The sequence below is a fragment of the Psychrobacter piscatorii genome, from assembly GCF_043641605.1.
GTDB lineage: Bacteria > Pseudomonadota > Gammaproteobacteria > Pseudomonadales > Moraxellaceae > Psychrobacter > Psychrobacter piscatorii_C.
Window position 1 is genome coordinate 1 of record NZ_JBHZRK010000002.1, and the last position, 24,762, is coordinate 24,762.

The 24,762-nt window shown below is 44.6% G+C and carries 18 protein-coding genes, 1 tRNA gene and 1 riboswitch; of the genes, 9 read left to right on the top strand and 10 right to left on the bottom strand.

All coding sequences use genetic code 11. The features are described from left to right. Nucleotides 1-146: 146 nt before the first annotated feature. Nucleotides 147-1,097 carry a hypothetical protein gene (locus ACHUET_RS02430; protein ID WP_394210353.1) on the bottom strand — a complete coding sequence of 317 codons (951 nt, stop codon included), beginning with the start codon at nucleotides 1,095-1,097 and terminating at the stop codon, nucleotides 147-149. Nucleotides 1,098-1,454: 357 nt separating this feature from the next. Between ACHUET_RS02430 and ACHUET_RS02435 the strand changes: the two genes are divergently transcribed. The 7 genes from ACHUET_RS02435 to ACHUET_RS02465 all read left to right on the top strand — a co-directional run bounded on the left by ACHUET_RS02435 (nucleotide 1,455) and on the right by ACHUET_RS02465 (nucleotide 10,663). Continuing rightward, nucleotides 1,455-2,183 carry a glycerophosphodiester phosphodiesterase gene (locus tag ACHUET_RS02435; protein WP_394210355.1) on the top strand — a complete coding sequence of 243 codons (729 nt, stop codon included), beginning with the start codon at nucleotides 1,455-1,457 and terminating at the stop codon, nucleotides 2,181-2,183. Nucleotides 2,184-2,655: 472 nt separating this feature from the next. Next, on the top strand, nucleotides 2,656-3,834 hold the full coding sequence (locus ACHUET_RS02440) for an acyl-CoA desaturase (protein ID WP_201598791.1): 1,179 nt from the start codon (nucleotides 2,656-2,658) through the stop codon (nucleotides 3,832-3,834). A 334-nt stretch (nucleotides 3,835-4,168) separates the two neighbouring features. Then, nucleotides 4,169-5,635 carry a protein adenylyltransferase SelO gene (locus ACHUET_RS02445; protein WP_394210357.1) on the top strand — a complete coding sequence of 489 codons (1,467 nt, stop codon included), beginning with the start codon at nucleotides 4,169-4,171 and terminating at the stop codon, nucleotides 5,633-5,635. Between the two features lie 352 nt (nucleotides 5,636-5,987). Further along, complete coding sequence (locus ACHUET_RS02450; RefSeq protein ID WP_394210359.1) at nucleotides 5,988-8,306, top strand: NADP-dependent malic enzyme; 2,319 nt, start codon at nucleotides 5,988-5,990, stop codon at nucleotides 8,304-8,306. Nucleotides 8,307-8,475: 169 nt separating this feature from the next. Further along, nucleotides 8,476-9,654 (top strand): tRNA nucleotidyltransferase, encoded by a 1,179-nt coding sequence (locus ACHUET_RS02455; RefSeq protein ID WP_394210361.1) that lies wholly within the window; start codon nucleotides 8,476-8,478, stop codon nucleotides 9,652-9,654. A 26-nt stretch (nucleotides 9,655-9,680) separates the two neighbouring features. Continuing rightward, nucleotides 9,681-10,493, top strand: coding sequence for a pteridine reductase (locus tag ACHUET_RS02460; protein ID WP_394210363.1), 813 nt, complete (start codon nucleotides 9,681-9,683; stop codon nucleotides 10,491-10,493). 93 nt (nucleotides 10,494-10,586) lie between these two features. Further along, nucleotides 10,587-10,663: transfer RNA gene (locus ACHUET_RS02465), tRNA-Ile, on the top strand. A gap of 216 nt (nucleotides 10,664-10,879) precedes the next feature. On the opposite strand, the gene ACHUET_RS02470 is transcribed toward ACHUET_RS02465, so the two are convergent. The 7 genes from ACHUET_RS02470 to ACHUET_RS02500 form a co-directional block, all read right to left on the bottom strand. After that, nucleotides 10,880-12,562: an NAD-dependent malic enzyme gene (locus ACHUET_RS02470; RefSeq protein WP_394210365.1), complete on the bottom strand. Its 1,683-nt coding sequence runs from the start codon at nucleotides 12,560-12,562 to the stop codon at nucleotides 10,880-10,882. A gap of 559 nt (nucleotides 12,563-13,121) precedes the next feature. Continuing rightward, the gene (locus tag ACHUET_RS02475) at nucleotides 13,122-13,694 is read right to left on the bottom strand and encodes a manganese efflux pump MntP (protein ID WP_394210367.1); all 573 of its coding nucleotides are present in this window, start codon (nucleotides 13,692-13,694) and stop codon (nucleotides 13,122-13,124) included. A gap of 7 nt (nucleotides 13,695-13,701) precedes the next feature. Further along, nucleotides 13,702-13,869: riboswitch (yybP-ykoY riboswitch) on the bottom strand. 109 nt (nucleotides 13,870-13,978) lie between these two features. Further along, entirely contained in the window at nucleotides 13,979-14,485 is a 507-nt protein-coding gene (locus ACHUET_RS02480; RefSeq protein ID WP_394210369.1) for a TonB-dependent receptor domain-containing protein, read from the bottom strand. Nucleotides 14,486-14,501: 16 nt separating this feature from the next. Then, nucleotides 14,502-16,370 (bottom strand): TonB-dependent receptor, encoded by a 1,869-nt coding sequence (locus ACHUET_RS02485; protein ID WP_394210371.1) that lies wholly within the window; start codon nucleotides 16,368-16,370, stop codon nucleotides 14,502-14,504. 197 nt (nucleotides 16,371-16,567) lie between these two features. Beyond that, entirely contained in the window at nucleotides 16,568-18,688 is a 2,121-nt protein-coding gene (gene fhuB / locus ACHUET_RS02490; protein ID WP_394210373.1) for a Fe(3+)-hydroxamate ABC transporter permease FhuB, read from the bottom strand. Next, complete coding sequence (locus tag ACHUET_RS02495) at nucleotides 18,685-19,746, bottom strand: ABC transporter substrate-binding protein (protein ID WP_394210375.1); 1,062 nt, start codon at nucleotides 19,744-19,746, stop codon at nucleotides 18,685-18,687. The genes fhuB and ACHUET_RS02495 overlap by 4 nt, the downstream gene beginning before the upstream one ends. Before the next feature lie 50 nt (nucleotides 19,747-19,796). After that, the gene (locus ACHUET_RS02500) at nucleotides 19,797-20,561 is read right to left on the bottom strand and encodes an ABC transporter ATP-binding protein (protein ID WP_394210377.1); all 765 of its coding nucleotides are present in this window, start codon (nucleotides 20,559-20,561) and stop codon (nucleotides 19,797-19,799) included. 228 nt (nucleotides 20,562-20,789) lie between these two features. Between ACHUET_RS02500 and ACHUET_RS02505 the strand changes: the two genes are divergently transcribed. Both ACHUET_RS02505 and ACHUET_RS02510 read left to right on the top strand, forming a co-directional pair. Continuing rightward, nucleotides 20,790-22,037: an SIP domain-containing protein gene (locus ACHUET_RS02505; RefSeq protein ID WP_394210378.1), complete on the top strand. Its 1,248-nt coding sequence runs from the start codon at nucleotides 20,790-20,792 to the stop codon at nucleotides 22,035-22,037. 223 nt (nucleotides 22,038-22,260) lie between these two features. Further along, complete coding sequence (locus ACHUET_RS02510; protein ID WP_394210380.1) at nucleotides 22,261-23,190, top strand: haloalkane dehalogenase; 930 nt, start codon at nucleotides 22,261-22,263, stop codon at nucleotides 23,188-23,190. A gap of 83 nt (nucleotides 23,191-23,273) precedes the next feature. On the opposite strand, the gene ACHUET_RS02515 is transcribed toward ACHUET_RS02510, so the two are convergent. Together ACHUET_RS02515 and ACHUET_RS02520 are read right to left on the bottom strand one after the other, a co-directional pair. Continuing rightward, a complete protein-coding gene (locus tag ACHUET_RS02515; RefSeq protein WP_394210382.1) occupies nucleotides 23,274-23,858 on the bottom strand; it encodes a TetR/AcrR family transcriptional regulator in 585 nt (194 codons plus the stop codon). Between the two features lie 120 nt (nucleotides 23,859-23,978). Then, a complete protein-coding gene (locus ACHUET_RS02520; RefSeq protein ID WP_394210384.1) occupies nucleotides 23,979-24,659 on the bottom strand; it encodes a glutathione S-transferase family protein in 681 nt (226 codons plus the stop codon). Nucleotides 24,660-24,762 lie beyond the last annotated feature (103 nt).

The following is a 24,762-nucleotide window of genomic DNA, read 5'->3' on the forward strand; positions in this document are numbered from 1 at the left end:
GACTTGCATCTTAAAGTCCAGATCGTAACGCATAAAAATACCCCATAAGTTGTGTCCAACTTATGGGGGTCAGTTCAGTTGCGGGGTTTTTTAACCTAGCAGTATTTATTAACTACCAGTTGCTAATTATTCATAAAACTGCAAAATTAATAAGTAGCACTGTCATCTTCAATGATGACCATATCGATGGTTTCATCTTTCGGCACTGCTTTTGGCGTCGCTGGCGTTACTGGTTTTTTGGTCTCAGTAGTAGTAGCCGCTGCTTGGTTGTTTTCTGTCGAGCTGTTTTGGCTGCTGGTCGGTTTATTGATGGTTGGCGGCGTCGCAGGTTCAGTAGGACGAATTGGCTCAACTGGCGTAATGATTCTAGGCTGCTGACGAGCGGGTGCTGCTTGAGTATTATTGTTACTGCTTTGGGCTGCTGCACGGCGCTCAGCGCGCTCCTCATCCATCGCAGATTTCAACACAGAGCCTGCCATCACATCTGAAACCACAGTAATCAATGCTGGCTGTCCAGCAATACGCGTGCGCACTTGCCCGCCTTGAGTACCGACAACATAAGTAAAGGCGTCATCAACGAGCATGTTGTTATTGATACGGATATTGTCTTGCGCCAAACGAGATTGCAGGCTTGGCTGATTGTTAGCCGCTTGCACTTGACTGGCTTGGTACAAGTCTTCGCTTGGCAGTGTCATGCTGACACTTGCTTGGCACGTTGTCATACCATTGTCATTGGCTTTTTGTAGTATGGCAGCGTTTTGCACATCGATAACCACGCCATTGATTTTTTCAGTGACAACGCCGCTTTCTAGGCTAATCTCAGCATCATTTGCATAATTAGCAGCCAGTGCTTGTGCTTGTTGGTTGAGTGTATTTTTTAAAGCAGACTTTAGACGGTCTTGTACCATCGGGTCATCACAATTGATAGCAGGAGCGACGGTACTTTCGGTCGCTACTGGCTCTTGTTCCGTCATCTCTGCCGTATCGGCAGCATTTTCTTTCTCTGAGCGATCACAGCCTGCAAGCGCCAAACTACATACTATTCCGATTCCAGCCACTTTATGCCACTTGCTCAAACTTATATTTGCTACGCTCATATTTACTTTACTCCCAATTTACTGGTTCTTACCGCCACTGATGGACAGTATTTAACACTCAAACTGCATTGCAGACTTATAAAACAATGGTGTCATTAACGGTCTGCAATAGATTTGAAAACCACATCATTATACGGTGTTTGGTTGAAATGGTCATTAGTGTAGCCCATGGATACACAAATAGCGCCCCTCATTATGGGTAAAACCTGCGTTTGGTTGCAAAAACATAACAAATACTAGAGAAACATCTTCTGAAACATCAGACACAAAGTGTATTGATCACGCCACAAATTCTATTAGACGTTGATGTCATGACAATATATGATGAGTTGTAAAATCAGTCAGTAGTCATGTGATATGGTAAATTTTAAAAACACGCGTTTATTAGGTCATCGTGGCGCTCGCGGAGAAAGTTTAGAGAATACCTTTTCAGGCTTTAAATATTCTCAAAATCTAACCTCACAAGGCTTGGCTGGGGTTGAATTTGATATTCAACTGAATGCGGATGGTCACTTGATTGTGTTCCATGACGATGATTTGGAGCGCATGTGCGGTCAACAGTCACGTGTTGATCAGCTCGGGCTCACAGAGATTCAGTGCCGCTTACAATTTGGGCAGCCAATCATGACTTTAGCCAATATAGCACCTGTATTGAGCGGATTTAGGGTGATTGAGCTTGAGATTAAAACTCACAATAGAACCAATTATGCAGTATTGGTTAACGCACTGGCGCAAGAGCTTATCGATACACCGCTTGCCAGCTTGCCAGTGGTGCTGACCAGCTTTGATGTGGAGCTGCATAATCGGTTGCAACGCCACAAACTATTATCTCGCATACCGCGAGGATTATTGATTCGCACGCCAGACGCCTTGGCAGGAGCGACAAACACCGCTTTGCAGCTTGGTTGTATTCAGTTAGGTATTCATTATCCGCTTTTGACCCAAGCCGTTATCAAACATAGTCACCGTTATGGGTTGCCTGTGAGCGCTTGGACGGTCAATGATATCCATACGATTGAACAGCTTATAAACTGGAATACCGACGTGATTATTACTGACTTTCCACGTCATTTATTGTTACCTTGAACTGTCTATCCATATTTTCCCGCTTTTGAATAAATCTCTTTTTTCACCCTCACAGTCCCTACATATCTATAGCGTTACTTACACTTTCCCTTAATGCCTGACAAGTCACCGGCATTTTTGTCTCATACAGTCTATAATTCATACAAGTTATTGTTATTTAGCAATATTTTTATAGTGTATAAGTGTTCACTTTATACGTTTTTTCAGGTACTATGGGGACTTAAATTAATACCGTTAGGGATATTATATGATTGCAAAAAAAGCACTTGGCTTACCGCTTAAAGGCTTACGTTTCGCTATCAAATCTGGCGATACGTTTGTAAAGAACGCCAGCACTCAAGTCACGCGTTTCAAGACTCGTTTTGATGAAAAGAAAGCGCAAATGGCGCTTGACGAGCAGCCTACCGCAAAACGCAACTACGCTAACGCTTCTGAGCAAACTGATGTTCTGACAAAAGAGCAAAGCATTGATATGCGCGAGTTTGAATTTACAAAAGCGCCGATCAACTGGATTCCAGCGACTATTTTGGTAGCGACGCCAATCGCTGCTGCTATCATTACACCATGGTACTTATTTACTCATGAAGTGAGCGCACCTGTTTGGGGCGTATTTGGTGCCTTCATGGTATGGACAGGTATGAGCATTACAGCTGGTTACCATCGTCTATTGGCGCACCGTGCTTATAAAGCGCACCCAGTCGTTAAAAACTTTTTATTGCTTGGTTCTACCCTAGCGGTACAGGGCTCTGCGTTTGACTGGGTCTCTGGTCACCGTGTCCATCATCGTCATGTCGATGATCGTTTAGAAGATCCGTATTCAGCAAAACGCGGGTTCTGGTTCAGTCATATCGGCTGGATGCTGCGTAATTATCCTAGTGGCAAGTTCGACTACAAAAACATTCCGGACTTGACCAAAGACAGAGTACTACAGATACAACATAAGTATTATGGTCTGTGGGTCGTTGCCATGAACGTTGGTATGGTTGCCGCTATTGGCTGGTTGCTTGGTGATGTCTGGGGTACATTGGTTATTGCAGGGCTACTACGCTTAGTACTGACGCATCATTTTACGTTCTTTATCAACTCTTTATGCCATATGCTTGGTAATCGTCCTTATACGGATACCAACACCGCGCGTGATAATTTCTTCTTAGCTATCTTTACGTGGGGTGAGGGTTATCACAACTACCATCACTTCTTCCAATACGACTATCGTAATGGCGTAAAATGGTGGCAGTATGATCCAACCAAATGGTTAATCGCTGGTTTATCAAAGATTGGTTTGGCTTCTGATCTGCGTACCGTGGATGATACGACGATCAAACATGCTGAAGTTCAAATGCAGTTCAAAACCGCACAGCAGCAAATTGATACGGCTACAAACAGTGGCATTGATCTTCCTCACGCGATGAAGAGCTTCCAAGATCGTATTAAGTTTGAATATGATGCCTTTACACAGACTGTTGCAGAATGGCAGGCGCTAAAAGCAAAAACGATTGAACTCAAAAAGACAGAGTTCGCTGATCGCTTGCATGAAGCTGATGATAAATTGAAGCATGATTATGCCAAGATTGAGCAAAAAATTCTTGAGCATAACAATAACTTGAAAAATGCTTTTCGTTCTATTGGTGTCAGCCAAAAAGCCGCTTAAATAGCATAATCAGCTACTGTAATCGTAACGTTTCTCCTTCCCCCTATCCGTCCTAGATAGGGGGATTTTTTTGTTTATAATTTATGGTTTATGTCACTGTCTCTACTTTTAATAATCTTATCATCGTAGTAAATGGTGAAATATATAGACTCAATCGTTGCGATCTCCAACCTAGAGATAATAATCAACTAGCCCACTAAATTCAGCTCACCCAAAGTAGATAGTTTTATTTTTTGGCTAGATATTACAAGAGATGGACAGAGTGCAACGATGCCATATGAGTGCTATGTTATAGTGACATTCTCACTTTTATATTTTAATGGAAACGGCCTGTATGCGTTATCAAAATACTTATGTCAACCTCGACACGCGCCTTTATCATGAGCAGCCGCCCACGCCACTGGACGCTCCCCGTGCTGGACACTTCAATGCTCAAGTCGCACAGCAGTTAGGTTGGACAGACAATGAAGACCTAATGACCAATTGGGTTGAGATATTGGGTGGCCAATATGTGCCATCTGACTTTAAACCATTGGCAATGGCCTATGCAGGTCATCAGTTCGGACAATGGGCTGGGCAACTGGGTGACGGACGCGGTTTGCTGATGGCGCAAGTGCTCGATAGCGAAGGACAACCACAAGACTTGCACCTCAAAGGAGCTGGCCTGACGCCTTACTCACGCATGGGTGACGGACGTGCGGTCTTACGTAGTACGATTCGAGAGTACTTATGCGGTCACGCATTGACGCAGCTTGGCATCTCCTCTTCTAATGCCTTAGGTTTTGTGGCCTCTGATACGAGAGTGCGCCGTGAGCGTATCGAAGCGGGTGCTGCATTGATGCGTGTCGCTGATAGCCATATTCGCCTCGGTCATGTCGAATGGATTGCCAGCTTTGCACCTGACTTACTCGGTGAGTTTACCGACTATATGATTGATACTTATTATCCAGAGTGCCGCGATAGCGATGCGCCCATAGCAGCTTTTTTGACCTCGGTCGTTGAGCGCACTGCACGCATGATTGCTGACTGGCAACTGATTGGCTTTGCACATGGCGTGATGAACACGGATAACTTATCTATTACAGGTAGCACTTTGGATTTCGGGCCGTTTGGCTTTATGGAGCGCTTCAATCCTGCATGGATTAACAATCACTCTGACCATACTGGTCGCTACGCCTACCAAAACCAACCCGCTATCGGTCATTGGAATCTAAACGTTTGGCTGCCGCATTTTATGCGCTTGCAAGGTATCAGCCGTGAGACACTCTCTGAGTGCTTGGCACCTTACGAATCGACCTTTATGCAGCATTACCAGCAAGGTCTATGTCGCAAGCTTGGACTACCACATCAAAGCGACAGCCTGAGCTTGGCTTTTGAATGGTTAACGCTGTTAGAAGACAACTTGCTCGATTATACCAATAGTTTCCGCGCGCTCCTCGGTTTGGTCGCGCCAAACGATCACCCATATGAGCAAAAATTACTGACTACCATGACTACTGAATTAAGCCTTGAGGCACAGCAAGTATGGCAAGATTGGTCTATACGTTATCTGGCGCAGGTTGAGCAATTACCAATTGAACAAGCAATCAACGATATGCGGACCAATAACCCTGTGTACGTTTTGCGTAATAGCATGGCGCAGCGTGCCATTACTGCCGCAGAGCAAGGTCAGTTTGAAGAAGTCGATCGTGTCTATCGCTTGCTGGCTAACCCTTATCACATCCAAGAGATCGCGACTGATCTCGATACGAGTGCACCGGCGCCGAACGTACCGCAAATGCCTATTAGCTGCTCATCTTAATATGGATGTATACTGTAATATTTTGAAATATTATCAAATTAAGGTTGATATTTGTCTGTGTTTTTTGGCATTATCAACCAGATAAATAACGAATATCATTTTATTATATTATTCGCACGCTTCCATACGGTTGACTAGGCAGTGAATTGCCAATAATGGTAGAATGACTGTTTTTGCTAGATTGCTTTTTTGACCTGATTTTTGATCAACGACCGTGATTCTGATGGTCGTTAGTCATTTAACGTTCAAAGCCCTTTGCTGATGATTACAATCATTCAATTATTTCTGAGGGTTAGACGTTTTTTTATCACCGTTTAATTTATTCCAATTTATTCCAACCATGGCAATTATTATGAATGACGATACCACTTCGAATACGGATAACCTCAGTACAGAAAAAGAGCAGTTTGAACAAGCTGCCTTACATTACCATGAGTTTCCACGCCCAGGTAAAATTTCGGTAACTCCAACTAAGCAGCTGGCCAACCAACGCGATCTAGCACTTGCCTATTCTCCGGGTGTGGCTGTACCGTGTCTTGAGATCCAAAAAGATCCAAAGCTCGCTTCTAAATATACGGCACGTAACAACTTAGTTGGTGTCATTACTAACGGTACTGCCGTACTAGGTCTGGGTAATATCGGTCCACTGGCATCAAAACCAGTGATGGAAGGTAAAGGCGTTCTATTCAAAAAGTTCGCAGGTATCGATGTTTTTGATATTGAAATCGATCAAAATGATCCAGATAAGTTCATCGAAGCCGTTGCTTCTCTTGAGCCTACCTTTGGTGGTATCAACTTAGAAGATATCAAAGCACCAGAATGTTTCAAAATTGAGCGCGTATTACGTGAGCGTATGAACATTCCTGTGTTCCATGATGATCAACATGGTACCTCAATCATTGTTGCCGCAGCGATGCTAAACGCTTTGTTGATTACTGGCAAAAAAATCGAAGAGATCAAAATTGTTTGTTCAGGCGCGGGCGCAGCAGCCATTTCTTGCTTAGATATCATTTGCGCACTTGGTGTTAATAAAAACAACATTATTGTTTCAGATTCACGCGGTATCATCAGCACTAGCCGTGAAAACCTTGACGAAACCAAACAGCGTTATGCTCGTGATACCACGGCCACTTCTATTGAAGAAGTCATGGACGATGTCGATATGTTCCTAGGCCTATCAATGCCCGGTACATTATCAGAAGATATGGTTCGCCGTATGGCAAAAGACCCTATCGTCTTTGCACTTGCCAACCCAACACCTGAAATCATGCCAGAATTGGCACATGCGGTACGTCCAGACGTCATCATGGCAACCGGTCGTTCAGACTATCCAAACCAAGTAAACAACGCGCTATGCTTCCCATATATCTTCCGCGGTGCATTGGATGTTGGTGCGACAACCGTCAACGAAGAGATGAAAGTGGCTTGCGTAAAAGCAATCGCTGCGATGGCACATGTCGAAGCTACGCCAACTACCAGCGCTAGAAACATCGAAAAGATGCAGAGTTTTGGTCGTGATTACCTGATTCCTGGCCCTCTAGAGCCAAATCTAATCATTGAGATTGCGTCTGCTGTTGCTAAAGCAGCGATGGATTCAGGCGTTGCCACGCTACCGATCGATGACATGCAAGCCTATCGTCAGCGTCTGTCGGAGTTTGTTTATAACTCAGCGTTTGTGATGAAGCCAATCTTTGCTCGTGCCAAAGCCGAGCCAAAACGTATCGTTTACTGTGAAGGTGAAGACAATAATATCTTGCTCGCTGTGCAAGTTGTCGTTGATGAGAAGCTAGCGCAACCTATCTTGGTTGGCCGCCCTTCAGTTATCGAAGCCAATATCCAAAAGCTAGGCCTACGTCTAAAAGCTGGCGAGAATATTACCATCGTCAACGTTGATGACGATCCTCGCTACAAAGACTACTGGCAGGGTTATTACGAGAAAAACAAACGTCGCGGTGTCAGTATTGAGCTTGCTCGTCGTGATGTTCGTCGCAAAACCACTTTGATTGGTTCTTTACTGGTCGACAACGGTGATGCTGATGGTATGGTTTGTGGTACGTTTAGTGACTATCAGATGCACCTAAAATATGTTGAAAACGTCATTGGCAAAAAAGAAGGCGTCAATGATTTTTATGCGATGAATGCTGTACTGATGCAAGATCGTAATATCTTTATCGCTGATACTTATGTGCATGAAGATCCAACCGCTGAACAGTTGGCAGAAATGACTGTTTTGGCTGCTGATCAAATACGCCGTTTTGGTATCACGCCACGCGTTGCGTTGGTCTCTCATTCTAACTTTGGTGCTTCAAATCGTGCTAGCGCTGTCAAAATGCGTAAGGTTCATGAACTTCTTACCAATATGAATGTAGACTTTGAGTTTGAAGGCGAAATGCAAGGGGATGCAGCACTCAATGAACATATCCGCCTAAATGATATGCCATCAAGCCCATTGAAAGGTGCCGCAAACTTGCTAATCTTGCCAACCCTTGATGCATCAAACATTGCCTTTAACCTACTTAAAACAGCGACTGGTAGCGCTTCTATTGGGCCTATCTTATTAGGTACTAATAAGCCAGTACATATCTTGACGCCATCAGCGACCGCGCGTGGTATTGTCAATATGACTGCGCTTACGGTCACGGAAGCTCAAGACCTAGAAAACGAGAAGTAATCACACGTCGTACGCTGTATGAATATGTGGTTCAAAAGGGCTCTGTCATCCATTGACAGAGCCCTTCTGCTATACTAAAACCAGTCAATGCAACTTATAAAGCATTGGCTGGTTTTTCGATAAGTGAAAATTGAGCTGGTGACGTATAGTTCAATAAAAAGAGGCTACTATGCAAATTTACCTTGTGGGCGGCGCTGTCCGTGATCGACTGCTAAAGCAACCCATCAAAGATAAAGACTTCGTTGTGGTTGGTGCCACCGTCGCAGAGATGCTTGATGCAGGGTTTCAGCAGGTAGGTGCCGACTTTCCTGTGTTTTTGCATCCCGCCACTCACGAAGAATATGCCCTTGCACGTACAGAGCGCAAGCAAGGCTCAGGATATAAAGGCTTTAGCGTACATGCCAGCCCTGATGTGAGCTTGAAGGACGATTTACAACGTCGTGATTTGACTATCAATGCGATGGCTATCGAAGTCACTAGTCTCGCTGATGACACTCCCATCAGTGGTGAAGTCATTGACTATTACGGTGGGCTACAAGATTTAGAGAGCAAAACGCTACGTCATGTATCTGACGCTTTTAGCGAGGACCCTTTACGGGTGCTGAGGACAGCTCGATTTTATGGGCGTTATTATGATTTGGGCTTTACCATTGCGGAAGACACCTTGACCCTAATGCGTCAACTGGTCAACTCAGGAGAGCTTGCTCATTTGAGTGCGGAACGTATCTGGCAAGAATCAAGCCGTGCAACGATGCAGCTATCACCGCAAGTATACTGGCAGCAATTGTTTGAGATTGGTGCGCTCACAGAGTATTTTGACCCATTGCATGATGCTTGGGAGGACACTCATATACGAGAGACGGTTCAGACAGCGTTATATTTTGCAGGCCAAATGCGCCTAAACTTGTCACAGCGTTGGGCACTGTTAATGGTCAGCCTGACCCCGTCACTATTTAATAATGAACATACGCATGACCAATCAAAAGCGCTAAGAGATATCAATGATATCGGTAATAAAGCTAAAGTCCCCAAAGCGCATACGCAGTTCGCTACCCTATTCGCTCAGCAAGCCGAAACTCTGAGCATGATAAACAGTCTGAGCGCTGCCAAAAAGATTGACCTTATACAAGCTTGTAGTGCTCATAAAGAGCCAGATAAGCTGTCACAGCTCCTTGTATGCAATCACGTCTTACAGCTGGCAACACAGCACCGTCAGATGATGCTGGCACTGAATAGCTTTCACGCTGTCGGCATGACTGACATTGCGCCAGACCTTAAAGGCCCCGCTATTGGTGCAGCATTACGTCAAAGCAGGATTGATCACTTACAAGCGCATGACGCCTATTGAACAGCATTTTAAAAAGCATTGTCACTATGAACCAAGAACCTAACACTCTGCCATCAAAGAATACTGACACCCAACCTCCGGTGATGCTGGTAACCGGTAGCGCTAAGCGCATCGGTGCGGCCATTATCAGAGCAGCACACAGTCAAGGCTACCGCGTCATTATTCACTGTCATCGTAGCGAAAAAGAAGCTAATAGCTTAGCTGACCAACTTAATAAAAGCCGTGCTAACAGCGCAGTGGTTATTGTTGCGGACTTGGCAGTAGTCAATCATGGTGCAGCGTTAGAGGATTTTGTTAAAAATATCATAGAAGCGTTTGGGCAGCTAGATGTACTGGTACATAATGCGTCACGGTTCTACCCAAGCCCGCTTGGTAACATTGATTATACCCAGTGGGATGAATTACTTCTGACCAATGCCAAGGCACCTTTATTATTGAGTCAAGCGCTAGTGCCCTATCTGAAACATCAGCAAGGTTGTATTATCAGCTTATTGGACATACATGCGCAGGATAGACCGTTCAGTAATTATACGGTCTATAATATGGCAAAGGCTGCGCATCGAATGATGGTGCAGTCGTTAGCGTTAGAGCTGGCACCAGACATACGTGTCAATGGTGTCGCTCCTGGCGTCAATATCTTACCTGAGTCTGATAGTGATCAAGCACTTGATAATGTAAAACAGCAAGATATTATTGCCTCCGTTCCTATGCAAAGAATTGGCAAACCTGAAGAAATTGCTCATAGCGTACTGTACTTGGTACAAGCAAGTTATGTCACAGGCGAGATTATCACAGTGGATGGTGGCCGTAGTTTGACCCTAGCTGGCGGTAGCGTTTGATCACCATCAAAACTGATAAAAAATTTATTGATTACTTGTTATCTTTTACTTGAAAAATTCAAAAAATCAGGTATCATTGTGCGTCTAACGTTAGGGCCCATAGCTCAGTTGGTTAGAGCAGAGGACTCATAATCCTTTGGTCGTAGGTTCAAGTCCTACTGGGCCCACCATATTCAAACCCTTACAGTCATTGACTTGTAAGGGTTTTTTATTGTCTGCCAGTTTTGATTGGGTTATTTAATTCCTCTACTCATAATCTGCCAGTATACTATCGATATCCTTCTAATTTTCTTGCATCTCTGCGAGCATAAGCCTCATCTGCTTGCTCAAAAAAAAGCCAACACTGCGATAGAAGTAGTGTTGGCTTTTTTTATATCTCTCTTATATTAGAAAGAAGTACGACGATAGTGACGGTATTCAGGTAACCAAAAGTTTGCCTCTATTCGGCGTTGTAAGTTCTCCGCGGTATCAGGTAGTGCCAGCTTATCTTCAACCGCTTGCACTGCTACAGCATAGGCTATTTTTTCACTAATCTCTCTGATCACTTTAATTGGCGGTAGTATGGCACCTGGTACTTTTTCGTACTCCATAGAGATATCTGCAAGAGCCTGGCTTGCCGCCATTAGCATATTATCACTAATACTTGTCGCCTGAGCCGCCAAAACGCCAAGGCCGATACCTGGGAATATATAGCTGTTATTACACTGAGACACTTCAAAAGTCTGGCCATTGAAGGTCGTAGGAGGAAAAGGACTGCCTGTTGCAATAATGGCTTTGCCACGACTCCAGTTCATCACTTCTTGCGGTGTTGCCTCAACACGAGATGTTGGGTTTGACAACGGTAATACAATTGGATGTTCCGTATTGGCGCATAACGCTTCGATGACTTCTTGGGTAAACAGACCTTTTTGGCCACTGACACCAAACAATACGGTGACTTCTGCTTGTTTGACTACTTGCGCTAAGCCCAGTTTATTACTTTTATCCCAGTGTGCGATAGCAGATTCTTTTTGTACCAATGGTACTTGGAATTTTTGCAGCTCGGTCATGTTGTCAGTTAATAGGCCATAACGATCAACCATAAATACTTGGCTGCGTGCTTGCGCTTCAGTCAACCCTTCACGTTGCATTTGACGAACGATATGTTCGGCGATACCACAACCTGCCGATCCTGCTCCCAAAAACGCGATTTTTTGTTCACTCAGTTTTTGACCTTTATTCAAGCAGGCAGCAATCAAGGTACCAACCGATACCGCAGCCGTCCCTTGAATATCATCGTTGAAACAGCATAGCTGGTCACGATATTTATTCAATAATGGGGTGGCATTTTCCTGTGCAAAATCTTCGAACTGTAATAACGATTCTGGCCAACGGCGCTTAACGGCTTGAATGAATAAATCCACAAATTCATTATACTCATCGCCAGAAATACGTGGGTTTCTCCAGCCCATATACATAGGATCGTCAAGGAGCTGTTGATTATTGGTGCCAACATCTAACAAAATTGGTAAGCAATACGCTGGGCTAATACCACCGCACGCCGTATACAAAGACAACTTACCGATTGGAATACCCATGCCGCCAATCCCTTGGTCTCCAAGGCCCAATATACGTTCGCCGTCAGTGACAACGATTACTTTGACGTTTTGTTTGGTGGCATTTTGCAATATATCATCGATTTGATGACGCTCAGCATATGAAACAAATAGCCCCCGTTTACGGCGATAGATTTGTGAGAATTTTTCACATGCCTGACCAACTGTCGGGGTATAAATGAGCGGCATGATTTCTTCGATGTGCTGCTCAACCAAATGATAAAACAAGGTTTCATTGGTATCTTGAATATTACGCAAATAGATATGCTTGTCCATATCACTCGTGAATGAGCGCAGCTGATGATAAGCACGCAATGACTGCTCTTCAATCGTCTCAATATTATGCGGTAGTAGCCCAGTTAAATTAAAGCTATTGCGCTCTTCTGCTGAGAAGGCACTGCCTTTATTGAGTAAAGGGGTCTCTAAAAGAGCGGGGCCAGCAACGGGAATATATAAGGGACGCTTATTTGACATGATAAAATCTTCTTCTTAAGGGCATATGAATGAAAACTGTACTAGTGCTGCATTATACATAGCATCGGCTGATATTTAACAATATGTAACAAAATCATTTTAAATATGTATGGTTTTAGAGATAATTATCATCATGCATCTCATCCTGATTTGTATCCAATCGCTGACAATATATAATTATCCTGATAAACAATTGCCCAATCGATATAGCGGATATATACTCTTATAAAAGCATATATTTGTAAGGGAGGCTAAATTGTTTATTAATTATAAAAGATGTCCGAAATGTGATACTAGCCTAAAACGTTCTGATTGGAACTGTAGCCATTGTGGTAACCAAAATTTGACGAATTGGATGCTCACTTTGCCTATGTGGGGCATTGGCATTTTTATCTTTACCATGGTTATCCTATTGATGATTAGCAATTTTTGTAGTGCTGAGATGTTCCGGTCATTTAGCAAGAGTTACGGTGTTATGTGCTGATTATAGACATAAAAAAGCCCATCTATTGATATAGATGGGCTTTTATTTATCAAGTAGCTAATACCTATCGAGTGACTAAAGATGACTAAATAAAATCCATGCACCGATGGCAATTAGCATCACACCACCAAATATTTCAGCTCTGTGACCGATTATGGAGCCCAATGCCTTTCCTAACATCACCCCTAGCGTGACCATTATCGTAGTCGCTAGACCAATCAGACCTGCCGCCAGTAAAATATTGACCTTTACAAATGCTAGGCTCACACCAACAGCCATGGCATCAATGCTGGTACCAAATGCAGTCAAAGCAAGTTTGAAAAAAGAATGTCTCGACGGCGATTCTGCCGTTTCATCACTTGGCTTCAGTCCCTCATACAGCATGTGCAGACCGAGCGCAAAAAGTATGACAAATGCGACCCAGTGATCCCATGCCTCAATAAAAGAAGCATCTACAAAGGATGTGGCAGAGTGACCAATTAACCAACCAATAATAGGTGTGATCGCTTCAATGGTGCCAAAAATAACGCCCATTCTGAAAGCTTCGGTAAAACGAGGGTTTTTAAAAATTGCTCCTTTACTGATTGCCACAGAAAAGGCATCCGTAGACATAGAAAAAGCAAGTAGTAGAAGTGCGATAGGATTCATGTGATTTTCTCTGGTCGAGTATAGAGTCCACGACATAGCCACACCCCCGACCTGCAGTGTAGATATATCGATGGTCTCGCCAACCGAGAGGTGTTCGTACCATGGCATGTGGCCAAGTATGTTGATACGAACGCTTTCGCAGTACGAAAGCAGGCTACTCCCCAAAGAGTGCTTAGATTAGCATTGATACGCCATAAGTCAACCATAAAATACTAAACCCTTCACACTATAAAAATCTGGCATGAAGGGTTTTTGATACTTTTATTTTTTACATGCTGTTAGTTTTAATAGTCGATAGTGTAGCTCAACCCATAAGTCGTGCCCGAAGCAGGCAGGCGGTTCAAATCGCCAAATGTGGTCTGATGATAAACCGTTTTATAGTCTTTATTAAGTAAGTTATAAACGCCATAGTCTACTCGACCGACTGGCATTTTTACTTGTCCCAATACATCGAGAGTCATGTAACCGGTAACTGGCAAGGCACTAGAGTCAGGGTCTTTTTGCTGGTCCTTAAAGGCTTTGTCATCGCCGCCGATTGCCAGTGCTTGCAGGCGTATATTGCTGCCTTCATCAAATTGGTACTGGGCAAATGCGGTACCTTTGAGCGGAGTCAGACGCACGGCATCAAGCTCTAGCCAATCGCCATCCTTATCGTACTGACCACGGGTATACGCCACACTACCACCCACTTGCCAATTGTCGCTGATATCATGGCTAAGCGATCCCTCTACCCCGTAGACGCGCTCATCAGTATCAATGACTTCTACAGTATAATCATCAGTAAAGCGCACGACTTTATCCGATTCATTATAAAAAACCGCTTAAGCGTGCTGCGGTATCGCCATGCTTGCCTTGCCATCCAAACTCGTAGTTATTGATGGCGATCGGTTGTACGTTGTCTGAGTTAACCACAAAACCTGCCCGCACATCACGCAGCGCACGCTGGATATCTGCGGTGGTAAAGCCCTGTGAAAAGTTAGCAAAGATTTGATCATTTGGGGTTAATTGATAGCTAGTACCGAGATTAAACAAGGTTTTGTCGTGATCTGTGCTACCTTTTTCTACGTCGCCTGCCTGATAGTCAATACCATAAGCGGCGCTTGTCCCACTGATAGCAGAACTATTAAAATACTCTTCAAGCAGCTGCTCATAGATGGGTGTAAAAGCATCGGTTTCTGCTTTGAGCTTTTGGTAGCGAACGCCTGCACTGGTATGCCATTTATCAGTGATGTCTACGTCTGCATTGACAAAAGCGCCCCATTTATCGATGGTCGTATCTGGCCCACCATTATAAGTTAGACCATTGGGCTGGGCGCTTAGACCATTACTTGCCATAAACTCATTTAAGTCTTGTCCATAGTAGGTCTGCTTGCTTTTTTCACGCTCAAAGTCAGCGCCGTAGCTAAAGAGTGTCTTTTTACCTGCGATTTCACTATCGGTCTGCATAGCAGCACGCAAACCTAAGACCTCGATATCAGCCTCTGATTGAGTGACGACGACTGCCCCGCCTAATAATTCTTCTAGCGTACTCTTATCGGTAAGACCATTAGCTACCCAGACTTTGCCCGCTTGTTTAGGGAAATCTTTACCAGAAGGGTAAAAACGACCTGTCTCGTCTCTATAGTAGCCTGTGACGCTTAGATTTGAACCTGCAACATTGTCATTATTGTAGTTTAAGTTGACGGAGGTTTTGGTCGTCAGTGGCTCGTTTTTTATATTGGCACCATCGATTGCTTTTAAAGACGGTGGTGCATCCTTAGGTTTTAACAATACTTGTAAACCATCGCCATAATCTGGGCCGTAGTCGGTATCTTGCTCATCATTATAATACGTCACGGCAAGATCTAGCGTCTGACTGTCCGTCAACGCCATACCCAGACTACCATTCACACTCAAGGACTTGGTGTCTTGTTGGTCTGTTTGGTTGACATCAGGGCTGATGCGATCGCCATGACTATCGAACTTGCCGCCTTTGGTATCATAATCGACATCTAGACGGCCATACACTTGCTCGCCACCATAGCCTAGTGTCTGACCCACATGATAACCGAATGACTCTGAGTCAAAGTCTCGGCTGCTACTCACGCCCACTCTAGTTTGTCTGATAGGGCCATAACCCACCAGAGATTTAGTCACAAGGTTAATTATGCCACCTGCTGCACCAGCACCGTAGATACTGGTCGCACCTGAGAGCACCTCTACTCGCTCAAGCTGTGCAGGATCAATACTGTTGAGCTCGCGTGAGAGACTACGCGAACTGCTTAAGGGAACACCGTTCAGCAAAAACTGCACAGGGCGACCATGCATAGTGGTTCCATAGTTACTGGTCGAGCCACTACTGGCACCTAGACTCGGAATCAGCTGTGCCAAGATATCACCAGTGGTACGGTCACCCGTTGCCTGCATCTGAATCTCATTTTCGCTAATCACTTGAGTGACTGCGGGCATCTCACTAATTTTTTGTGCCAGTGCCGTGCCCGTTCTAGCATTGGCAGCGACTTTAATGGTATCCAAGGTCACACTAGGCACTGCCTTAGATGATGAGCTTGATGCTATTTCTGCGGTAGTTTGTATGTCTAATACGACATTCGCTGTATTGGTACTGGTTTGCGCATATAACTGCTGGCTGATACAAAGGGTAAGAAGGGATAGAGCGACGTGATGGTGGCTTTTCATAATGACTTCACTTAGGTTATTTCACTTAGTTGGATAGGTGGACAGTGATATGCGTTATATTTAGCAAATAATACTGTATGTACTAACTTTGTGAAAGACATCATAAATGATAATGATTATTATTTCTATAAAATAATTTATTATGTTTTTGTGGCAACTGGTAAGGATTGCCATCACCTTCCCACTACGAATCGGTTCTAGCCTTTTGTCGTAGTGGGCACCTTGCGAATAAGCCATAAGAAATAGCTACCGCCGATGATGGCGGCGACTGTACCAGCAGGCAGCTCATAAGGGAAAATCACATAACGTCCGATCCAATCCGCTAGCACCATGACACCTGCCCCTAACAATGCCGCTAATGGTAACTGCCGCTCAAGCTTAACCGCCCCAAGTGACGTTGCCAAATGCGGCACCATTAGACCAATAAAACTCAAGGGTCCGACAGCTAAGGTGCTGGCTGTACTCAGTGCTGCTACTAATACTAATAGTGACAAAATAACCGGTGTGATTGCCACACCCAAATTACGTGCGATCCCTGTGCCCAATCCAAGGACGCGCAACGGTTTGATAATCAATAAGCTAAGTACGAACAAAATGAGTGCAATGCCAATGAGATACCAGACCGTATTGGGCTGGGCGCTATAGGTCGTACCTGATAACCAGCTGAGCATCGCCTCCAGACGTGGGTCGCCTGATAACTTGACCATGTGCATGACTCCATCCATCATGGCGGCAATACCAATACCGACCAATAATAGATAGCCTGAGCTGACTCTACGTGCCAGCCAAATGACCAACAGCAACACTGCCATCGCGCCTGACAGCCCTGAAACCAGTAACGTACCTGCGCCAGCGGATAGTCCCAAACTTGGCAATAATAAAAACCCTAAAATCACCCCAAGCGCCGCCCCTGAGCTCACACCTAAAACCTCGGGACTGGCCATAGGGTTGCGAGTTAAAGTTTGTAGCAGCACACCTGCAACAGCCAACATTAAACCCGTTGCCGCCGCACTCAAACTACGAGGCAGACGATACTGCTGCGTCAATGCCCAATCGGTACTAATTCCCCAACCATTAATATCCTGTACAAAAAAACAAACCAACATTATCGTGATGATAACTCCAACGCCCCATCGCCAAAACACAACGGTCTTGTTTTGACCGCTCATCATAGGGGTGACGGTTTCTATGTGCTCACGACGCTGGCGCAAAATTAGCCAAATAATCAGTGGCGCTCCGAGGATACCCGTCATGGCACCAGCGGGGATTTGCATACCTAGTATCGGCTCAAGCAATAACGCAACATTGCTGGTCAACAGTAGTAGCAATGCACCTAGCCCAAACGCGGCTACCAAACGCTTGCCAACCGAAGAGATACCCAGCGCATTGACCAAGCTTGCCGCACCAAGACCAATAAAACCAATCAAGCCAACTTCACTAATGACCAATGCCGTCACCAGCGCCACAATGAGCACCACCAATGCGCGAATACCATTGATCGGTACGCCCAAACGGCTTGCCTGCGAGTCATCCAAGCTCATCAGCGTCAGCGGTTTTAATAAAGGTAGGCTCACTATGGTCATTAAAATAGCCGTTACTACCAGTATTTGACTGGTGTCCCAGCTACTTTGGGCCAAAAACCCAGCCGCCCATGACAACATGCCATTACTGCGCTCAGCGAAAAATAGCACTAATACATTGGCGACCGCTGCTAGCAAAATATTCACGACCAAACCCGCCAGTATCAAAATCAGCGGGTTAAATCGGCTAGGTGCAGATAAGGCAAAAACCAAGCCCATACTTATAATGGCACCGACAAAGGCCACATAAGTGCCACCGTAAATGGCCAAACTTGGTAAAAATAACGTCACAATCAGCGTAGCTAACTGTGCGCCTACCCCCACCCCCAACGTAGTGTCTGATGCCAATGGGTTTTTGACCAGTTGCTGTAGCAAAATACTGACCACACCCAATAACCCGCCTGCTAATAATGCCACTACACTGGTCGCAACCAAATGAAGCTGCGTCGCCATACTAACAATGTCCAGTTGCAAGCTTGGTAAAAATAGCTCACTGATTGGACGCGTCCATTCTTGATCTAATAGTGTCCAACCACTCCATCCTGATAACACCAGCAATGCTATTAAGATTACCCACAGTCGCCATGATGTATCGCTCAATACAGATGCCTGAGATTTTGGTCGGTTCGGTGGCGGCTTGGATGATGTCATGGTGGTTGCCGAACGAGAAAGGGACGTTGAGGTCATGGCATTGGTACTATTATTGGTATTAGTAGGATTATCGATGTGGATAGTCATAATGTGGCACCGCCTTTCAACGCAGCCGTCGATAGGTTATTTGCCAAGCTGACGAGTGACGACATACCGCCATAAATCCATACTGGCGGTAATTGGGCCATACAGCGATTATCACCATAGCTCAAACGCTGCCATATTAAACTGTCCTCAATTTCAGCTTTAGTGATTGGGCTCATGGGATCTATGATAAGTAGGCAGGTCTCATCATCTAACTGCGCCAAATCTTTCATGCGTATTGGAAAAAACCCCCATGCATTTCCCTTACCTAAGACCATAAGCTCTTCATCCATCTGATCTAATGCCACTTTGAATAGACTGTTATCGACATACATGCGCATATTATTGGCATCAATAAACTGTACCACCGCAAACTTTTTTATTTTCGGATAGCGCTGTTGTAGTTTCACGCCAGCTCGACTAATTTCTTTTTGACTCTGTACAATATAGTCTTCTGCCAATTTAGGGTTTTCAATAAGCGCACCAAGCGCGCGCGTCGGTTCGGTATAGTCAGCCCACGTTGCTATCTCCCCTTTTGCTGCAAACATCACTGACTCGGCAGGCACATCACCATATAAGCTGCGGGCATGCTCATAAAAATAGTTATCTATGACCATATCGACTGGTAGCTGTGCGATTAGCTCAGCATTCGGCTGATAACGAATACCAATATCTGTGGTCGACGCTGGGAGACTGGGTCGACCCACCCACCGATCCCACACCCTGATATCACCAGTCGCAATTGGCGCATGTCCCATCGCAGTCAAGGTCGCAGCATTGCCCCAGTCAGGAGAGATGATATTGATACGGTCACTATTAATACGATCACTATGGTTGTTTTCTGTTTCAGCGATATTGTCAGGAGGTGATTCATCAAAGTGAGTAATATCTTTGTCGGATGCTGAATGGCTGCAAGCATTCAATGTCAACGAGGCCAGTAGGACAAAAGTTAAAAGAGCGAGCCATTTAAATACGATGATTGGTGACGCACCCCCTGATGTGGCTACCGAGTGCCTTGACGATTGATATTGATAAAAAACAGAAAATACAACAGAAAACATAGCGGCATATCTTTTTAGGCGAGTTTGGGTGAAAGAGAAGCGATCTGATGTCAAGCAACTGCAACGGGCTGCCCTGTTATAGGATGATTAAGCAGTTGCATGTCAACGTTAAAAATATTGTGTAATACCTCAGGCTGCATCGTGCTTTTGATATTGCCATTGTGACAAACTCGGCCGTTTTTTAGCGCGATGATACGATCCGCATATTGCGCGGCCAAATTAATATCATGAATAATAATCACCACACTCAAGCCCTGCTCATCTACCAAACGGCGGATAAGCTGAATGACCTCAATCTGATAATGCATATCCAGCGCAGCGAGCGGCTCATCAAGCAATAGATACTTAGTGTCTTGCGCCAAGCACATCGCAAGCCAAGCACGGGCGCGCTCGCCGCCTGATAATGTAGCCGTGATACGATCAGCAAACGCTTCGGTTTGGGTCACCTTTAGCGCTTGCTCGACTTTATCTCTATCAATTTGGGTTGGCTTTTGTAGCCACTTTTGATGCGGATAGCGTCCGAGCATCACCAGCTCACGCACGGTAAATCCAGCGGCGTCCGGCAGTTGCTGCGGTAGATAAGCCATTTGACGTGCCAGCTCTTTACTACCGTAATCATTGATACGAGTATCATCTAAGGTAATACTACCGCCACTACTCGCCATCTCGCCTGCCAATGCTTTGATCAGGGTCGACTTGCCTGAACCGTTATGTCCAACTAGCGCCACCAACTGCTTGGTATCAATCTCGCAGCTCACGTTATCTAGTAAAGTATTCCCTTGACGACTGATGGTCAGTTGGTTTGCACGTAGCATATAGGCACTCATTATTGATAGAAAATTGGAAAAGTAAGGCTCGATGACAGTTATTTTTTTGCAGCATTTTTGTCTCGAAACACTTTATTGAAGCGCTGTTTTAAAGCATTGACTTGAAAACAAAACGGTAATGAGAGATGATTTTACTCGTAAACGATAATAAAAACAATTATCATTAACTAATCGAAGTTTGTATTTATTAATTTACCTCTGCTTATGAGTATCAATATGGCTAATATCCTCCTATCCTCTGAACGTAATCGTTATGGTCAAGACAGACCGTATACTCCCTTGAATACCCCTGAACTAAAAGACATCATCAGTCATATCAATGAAGAACATATAGATGAGCTGCTAGGATTTTTAATCGCATTTACCCCTATATCCACTGCTGAATTGGATAATATAGAGGTACAATTGACGACGGTTTACGCTGAAGGTCTCGAGTTACAAGTACAGCCAAAAAATGTAGAGTCTCAATCTGTTAATGCTCAAAACCACACTGTGCAGAATCAAACCTTTTTTATTGCCTTTCCCGCAGCCATTACCCATCCTGATGAGCTACAAGTTCAATATATTGCGCTCAAACAAAGGGCAGATAAAAAACTGGGTAAAAAAACCATCAAATTAATCAAACAAACCTTTACGGTGGAAAACCGCTATAAAGTCAGCGAGAACATGCTCCGTCTTGAACTAAGCATGCCCGAATTAAGTAATAATGACCCATTAAACAAACAGTCCTCCTCAGTGCCAATCAATGACGCAGGCTATGCTTACTTGTTTGACTTGGCGCACAATAGCGCCGCTAATAACAGCGTAACCACTGGTATAGAAGACAACGCACGCTCTCATCGTTATTACACCTTAAGAAAAGCATGGCAAACGCCTACTGGCATACAAGCGTGGGTCGATGTGTTTCTTCATGGAGATACGCTGGGCGGCAGTTGGGCTCAGTCGCTACAGGTAGGTGAAACCATAATCACCAAAAGAGAATTCCCTGAAAAAGTGGATCATTTGCGTGACGGTCAAGCGTTACTGATCGCTGACGAAACGTCTATGCCGACTGTCGCAAGATTACTCGAGCTTTGGGGAAATCCGACACCGCCGTTAGTTGTTTGTGTCACACAAAACGCGGCGGATCAACGTTATTTTGATAACGTAAAAATGCGTATTGGTATTGATAGCAGCATTGATAATAGTATTGATAGCAATAATGAGCGCACTACCAAGAATGCCGTTAAAGACAACTTCACTGTACTTCCCATCGTCATCGATCAACAATGCTCAGGACAGAATTTAGCGTCCCTAATCGATCGTACGGTAGGTAATTATTTAACGGATCAGCCCTTAAAAATTGATCAGGTGTGGGGTGCGTTAGAGGCAAGCACTGTCAAGGCACTGCGTCCCATGCTCAGAGAGCGACTTGATCTTAGCCGTGCAGAGGTTGTAATAAAGGTGTATTGGCGTCAGGATTAAACCCATAAAATATGGCTTGTTGACTGTAACCATCGAGCTGAAGATGACAGTTTTTCAGTATTCTCATGCATAGCATTCAACACTGCCATGTTCATGACTAAGGTTTGTAGCAGCAGACAGTTGTACGCTATAGTCTTTATTTAGGACTTTACTAAAGCAAATCTCAACATTCCTCAACATTGTGCAAGTACGCACGGTTATTAACGCCACTCAAGGACGATATATGAAAACCCTTAGAACACCTGATGACCGTTTTACTAATTTACCCGATTATGACTTTGCCCCAAACTATCTGATGGTCGACGACACCGAGGGCGGTGAGCTGCGTGTACATTATCTCGATGAAGGCCCAAAAGATGCTGACCCCATATTACTGCTACACGGCGAGCCTTCTTGGAGTTATCTCTATCGCAAAGTTATTCCGATACTGACGGCTGCAGGACACCGTGTCATTGCGCCAGACCTCATTGGGTTTGGCAAATCAGATAAGCCAGCAGCGCGTACTGACTACACTTACCAGCGTCATGTTGATTGGATGCAATCGGTACTTGATCAGCTAGATTTAAATAATATCACGTTGTTCTGTCAAGATTGGGGTGGTCTGATCGGTCTGCGCTTAGTGGCAGAAAACCCAGATAAGTTTGCTCGGGTAGCCGCTGGCAATACGATGCTGCCAACTGGTGATCACGATCCTGGCGAAGGGTTTCGTAAATGGCAGCAGTTCTCGCAAGAGACACCGCAGTTCAATGTAGGCGCGACTATTAAAAGTGGTACCACAACGACGCTATCACAAGCGGTGATGGCTGCGTACGATGCACCCTTTCCCGATGAGTCGTACAAAGAAGGCGCGAGGCAGTTTCCGCTGCTTGTCCCCACCACACCAGATGACCCTGCGTCAGAAAAAAACCGCGCCGCTTGGGTCAAGCTTAGCAAATGGACAAAGCCTTTTATCACGCTGTTTAGTGACTCTGACCCAGTGACGGGTGGCGGCGACCGTATACTACAAAAACTCATCCCCGGCACCAAAGGCCAGCAGCATACGACCATCGTTAATGGCGGCCATTTTCTTCAAGAAGATCAAGGCGAAACGCTGGCTGAGCTGCTACTTAAATTCATTCGTGATAACCCTACCAACTCTGCCAATACGCCGTAACAACTCTTATCAAATGGCCAATAAAAAACACCCTGACTGTCTACTTAAACAGTCAGGGTGTTTTTGCTAAAAAGTATCAGTCTTTATACAATGTTTTTAAAAATATCATCGATGTACTTTTCTACCGCAGCATCATCACTGGTAATCTGAGCATATGTCCTAAGGCCTATGATCTGAATCTGAAGATAGCGTGCCAATTCAATCGGGTTTTTCTCTGCGTTGATTTCGCCACTATCAATAGCTTGTGCAAACAACGTGGCGAATGAGGCTTCTATCCCTTCCAAAATCCCTGTGGCATGTCCCAATAGCTCTGGGCTATCGCTCTCAGTCAATTCAGCGATCGTTTTTACAATCATGCACATACCACTTGGTGCCGTCGCTTTATTAGATACGATGACGGTATGGATAAAATATTTTAATCCAGCAAGCACGGTGTCTTGTTGCTCGATACAGTCAGCCAAACGCTTGGCACCATCTGCCGCATAACGGTTTAAGGACTCTATAAAGAGCTTATCTTTACTGCCAAAAGCCGCATAAATACTACCAGGATGCATATTGATGACGTCTTGCAGATTGCGCATCGAAGTTGCGTGATAGCCTTTTTCCCAATAGAGATTTTTTGCTTTTTCGATCACATCCTCGCGATTGAACTTTATTGGAGCACTCATAATTTTTACCTTAATAGCTTTGCCTCAAAATCTATTTTAAGGCAAAGTTTATAGAATCAACCTTAGTCGCTGTTTTTAATCACTTTTTATTATAAAGCTTTTTACACATCTTTGCTTCGATTAACTGTTTTTATCAAAATTTTGCGGGTAAAGCGCTCGTGCAGCAACCTCATCCAACTCAGTTTTAAAGTCGATTTTTTTAGGAATTTCACGCGCTTTTTGCACCGCAGGACGGGCATCAATAGTGGCAAACCAACGCTTTAGGTTAGGATAATTATCTAATCCAGCGTCGCCCAGTACCACTGTTGCCTTGTCTATCCAGCCCCATGCGGAGATATCAGCGATTGAATACTCGTCTCCAACCAAATACTCATGGCCTTCCAAATGGGTGTCGAGCACTTCGTAATGACGCTCAGCTTCACGAAGATAGCGGTTCATCGCATACGGGATCTTTTCTGGCGCCTTGTGTCTAAAATGCACAGACTGACCAGAATAAGGGCCCAGACCAGTTGCTAAAAACATCAACCATGAGAGCATCTCGCTACGATCTTTTGGCTGTCCTGCCAGCAATCCTGTTTTTTCAGACAAGTACATCAAGATAGCAGTAGAGTCGAATACGCGCTTGCCATCATCTTCTAAGGCAGGCGTTTTGCCATTTGGATTGATAGCACGGTACTCAGGCGCGTGCTGTTCCCCTTTTAGCGTATCGACAGCAACAAGCTCATAGGGCAAACCAGTTTCTTCAAGAAACAGTGCCACTTTCATTGGGTTTGGCGTTTGGTGAAAATAAAACTTAAGCATAATCTTGTCCTATTACAACATAGTAGATGATCTGAAAATCTGATGACTATAAAAGGTATGAGGAATAACAAAAATAGGCATCGTGATCTGAAACGTTTTTTTA

Bases quoted from the DNA above. Each gene is read 5' to 3' on its own strand.
- ACHUET_RS02430 (WP_394210353.1), bottom strand. From the start codon at position 1,097: ATGAGCGTAGCAAATATAAGTTTGAGCAAGTGGCATAAAGTGGCTGGA.
- ACHUET_RS02435 (WP_394210355.1), top strand. From the start codon at position 1,455: ATGGTAAATTTTAAAAACACGCGTTTATTAGGTCATCGTGGCGCTCGC.
- ACHUET_RS02440 (WP_201598791.1), top strand. From the start codon at position 2,656: ATGCGCGAGTTTGAATTTACAAAAGCGCCGATCAACTGGATTCCAGCG.
- ACHUET_RS02445 (WP_394210357.1), top strand. From the start codon at position 4,169: ATGCGTTATCAAAATACTTATGTCAACCTCGACACGCGCCTTTATCAT.
- ACHUET_RS02450 (WP_394210359.1), top strand. From the start codon at position 5,988: ATGAATGACGATACCACTTCGAATACGGATAACCTCAGTACAGAAAAA.
- ACHUET_RS02455 (WP_394210361.1), top strand. From the start codon at position 8,476: ATGCAAATTTACCTTGTGGGCGGCGCTGTCCGTGATCGACTGCTAAAG.
- ACHUET_RS02460 (WP_394210363.1), top strand. From the start codon at position 9,681: ATGAACCAAGAACCTAACACTCTGCCATCAAAGAATACTGACACCCAA.
- ACHUET_RS02470 (WP_394210365.1), bottom strand. From the start codon at position 12,562: ATGTCAAATAAGCGTCCCTTATATATTCCCGTTGCTGGCCCCGCTCTT.
- ACHUET_RS02475 (WP_394210367.1), bottom strand. From the start codon at position 13,694: ATGAATCCTATCGCACTTCTACTACTTGCTTTTTCTATGTCTACGGAT.
- ACHUET_RS02485 (WP_394210371.1), bottom strand. From the start codon at position 16,370: ATGAAAAGCCACCATCACGTCGCTCTATCCCTTCTTACCCTTTGTATC.
- fhuB (WP_394210373.1), bottom strand. From the start codon at position 18,688: ATGACTATCCACATCGATAATCCTACTAATACCAATAATAGTACCAAT.
- ACHUET_RS02495 (WP_394210375.1), bottom strand. From the start codon at position 19,746: ATGTTTTCTGTTGTATTTTCTGTTTTTTATCAATATCAATCGTCAAGG.
- ACHUET_RS02500 (WP_394210377.1), bottom strand. From the start codon at position 20,561: ATGCTACGTGCAAACCAACTGACCATCAGTCGTCAAGGGAATACTTTA.
- ACHUET_RS02505 (WP_394210378.1), top strand. From the start codon at position 20,790: ATGGCTAATATCCTCCTATCCTCTGAACGTAATCGTTATGGTCAAGAC.
- ACHUET_RS02510 (WP_394210380.1), top strand. From the start codon at position 22,261: ATGAAAACCCTTAGAACACCTGATGACCGTTTTACTAATTTACCCGAT.
- ACHUET_RS02515 (WP_394210382.1), bottom strand. From the start codon at position 23,858: ATGAGTGCTCCAATAAAGTTCAATCGCGAGGATGTGATCGAAAAAGCA.
- ACHUET_RS02520 (WP_394210384.1), bottom strand. From the start codon at position 24,659: ATGCTTAAGTTTTATTTTCACCAAACGCCAAACCCAATGAAAGTGGCA.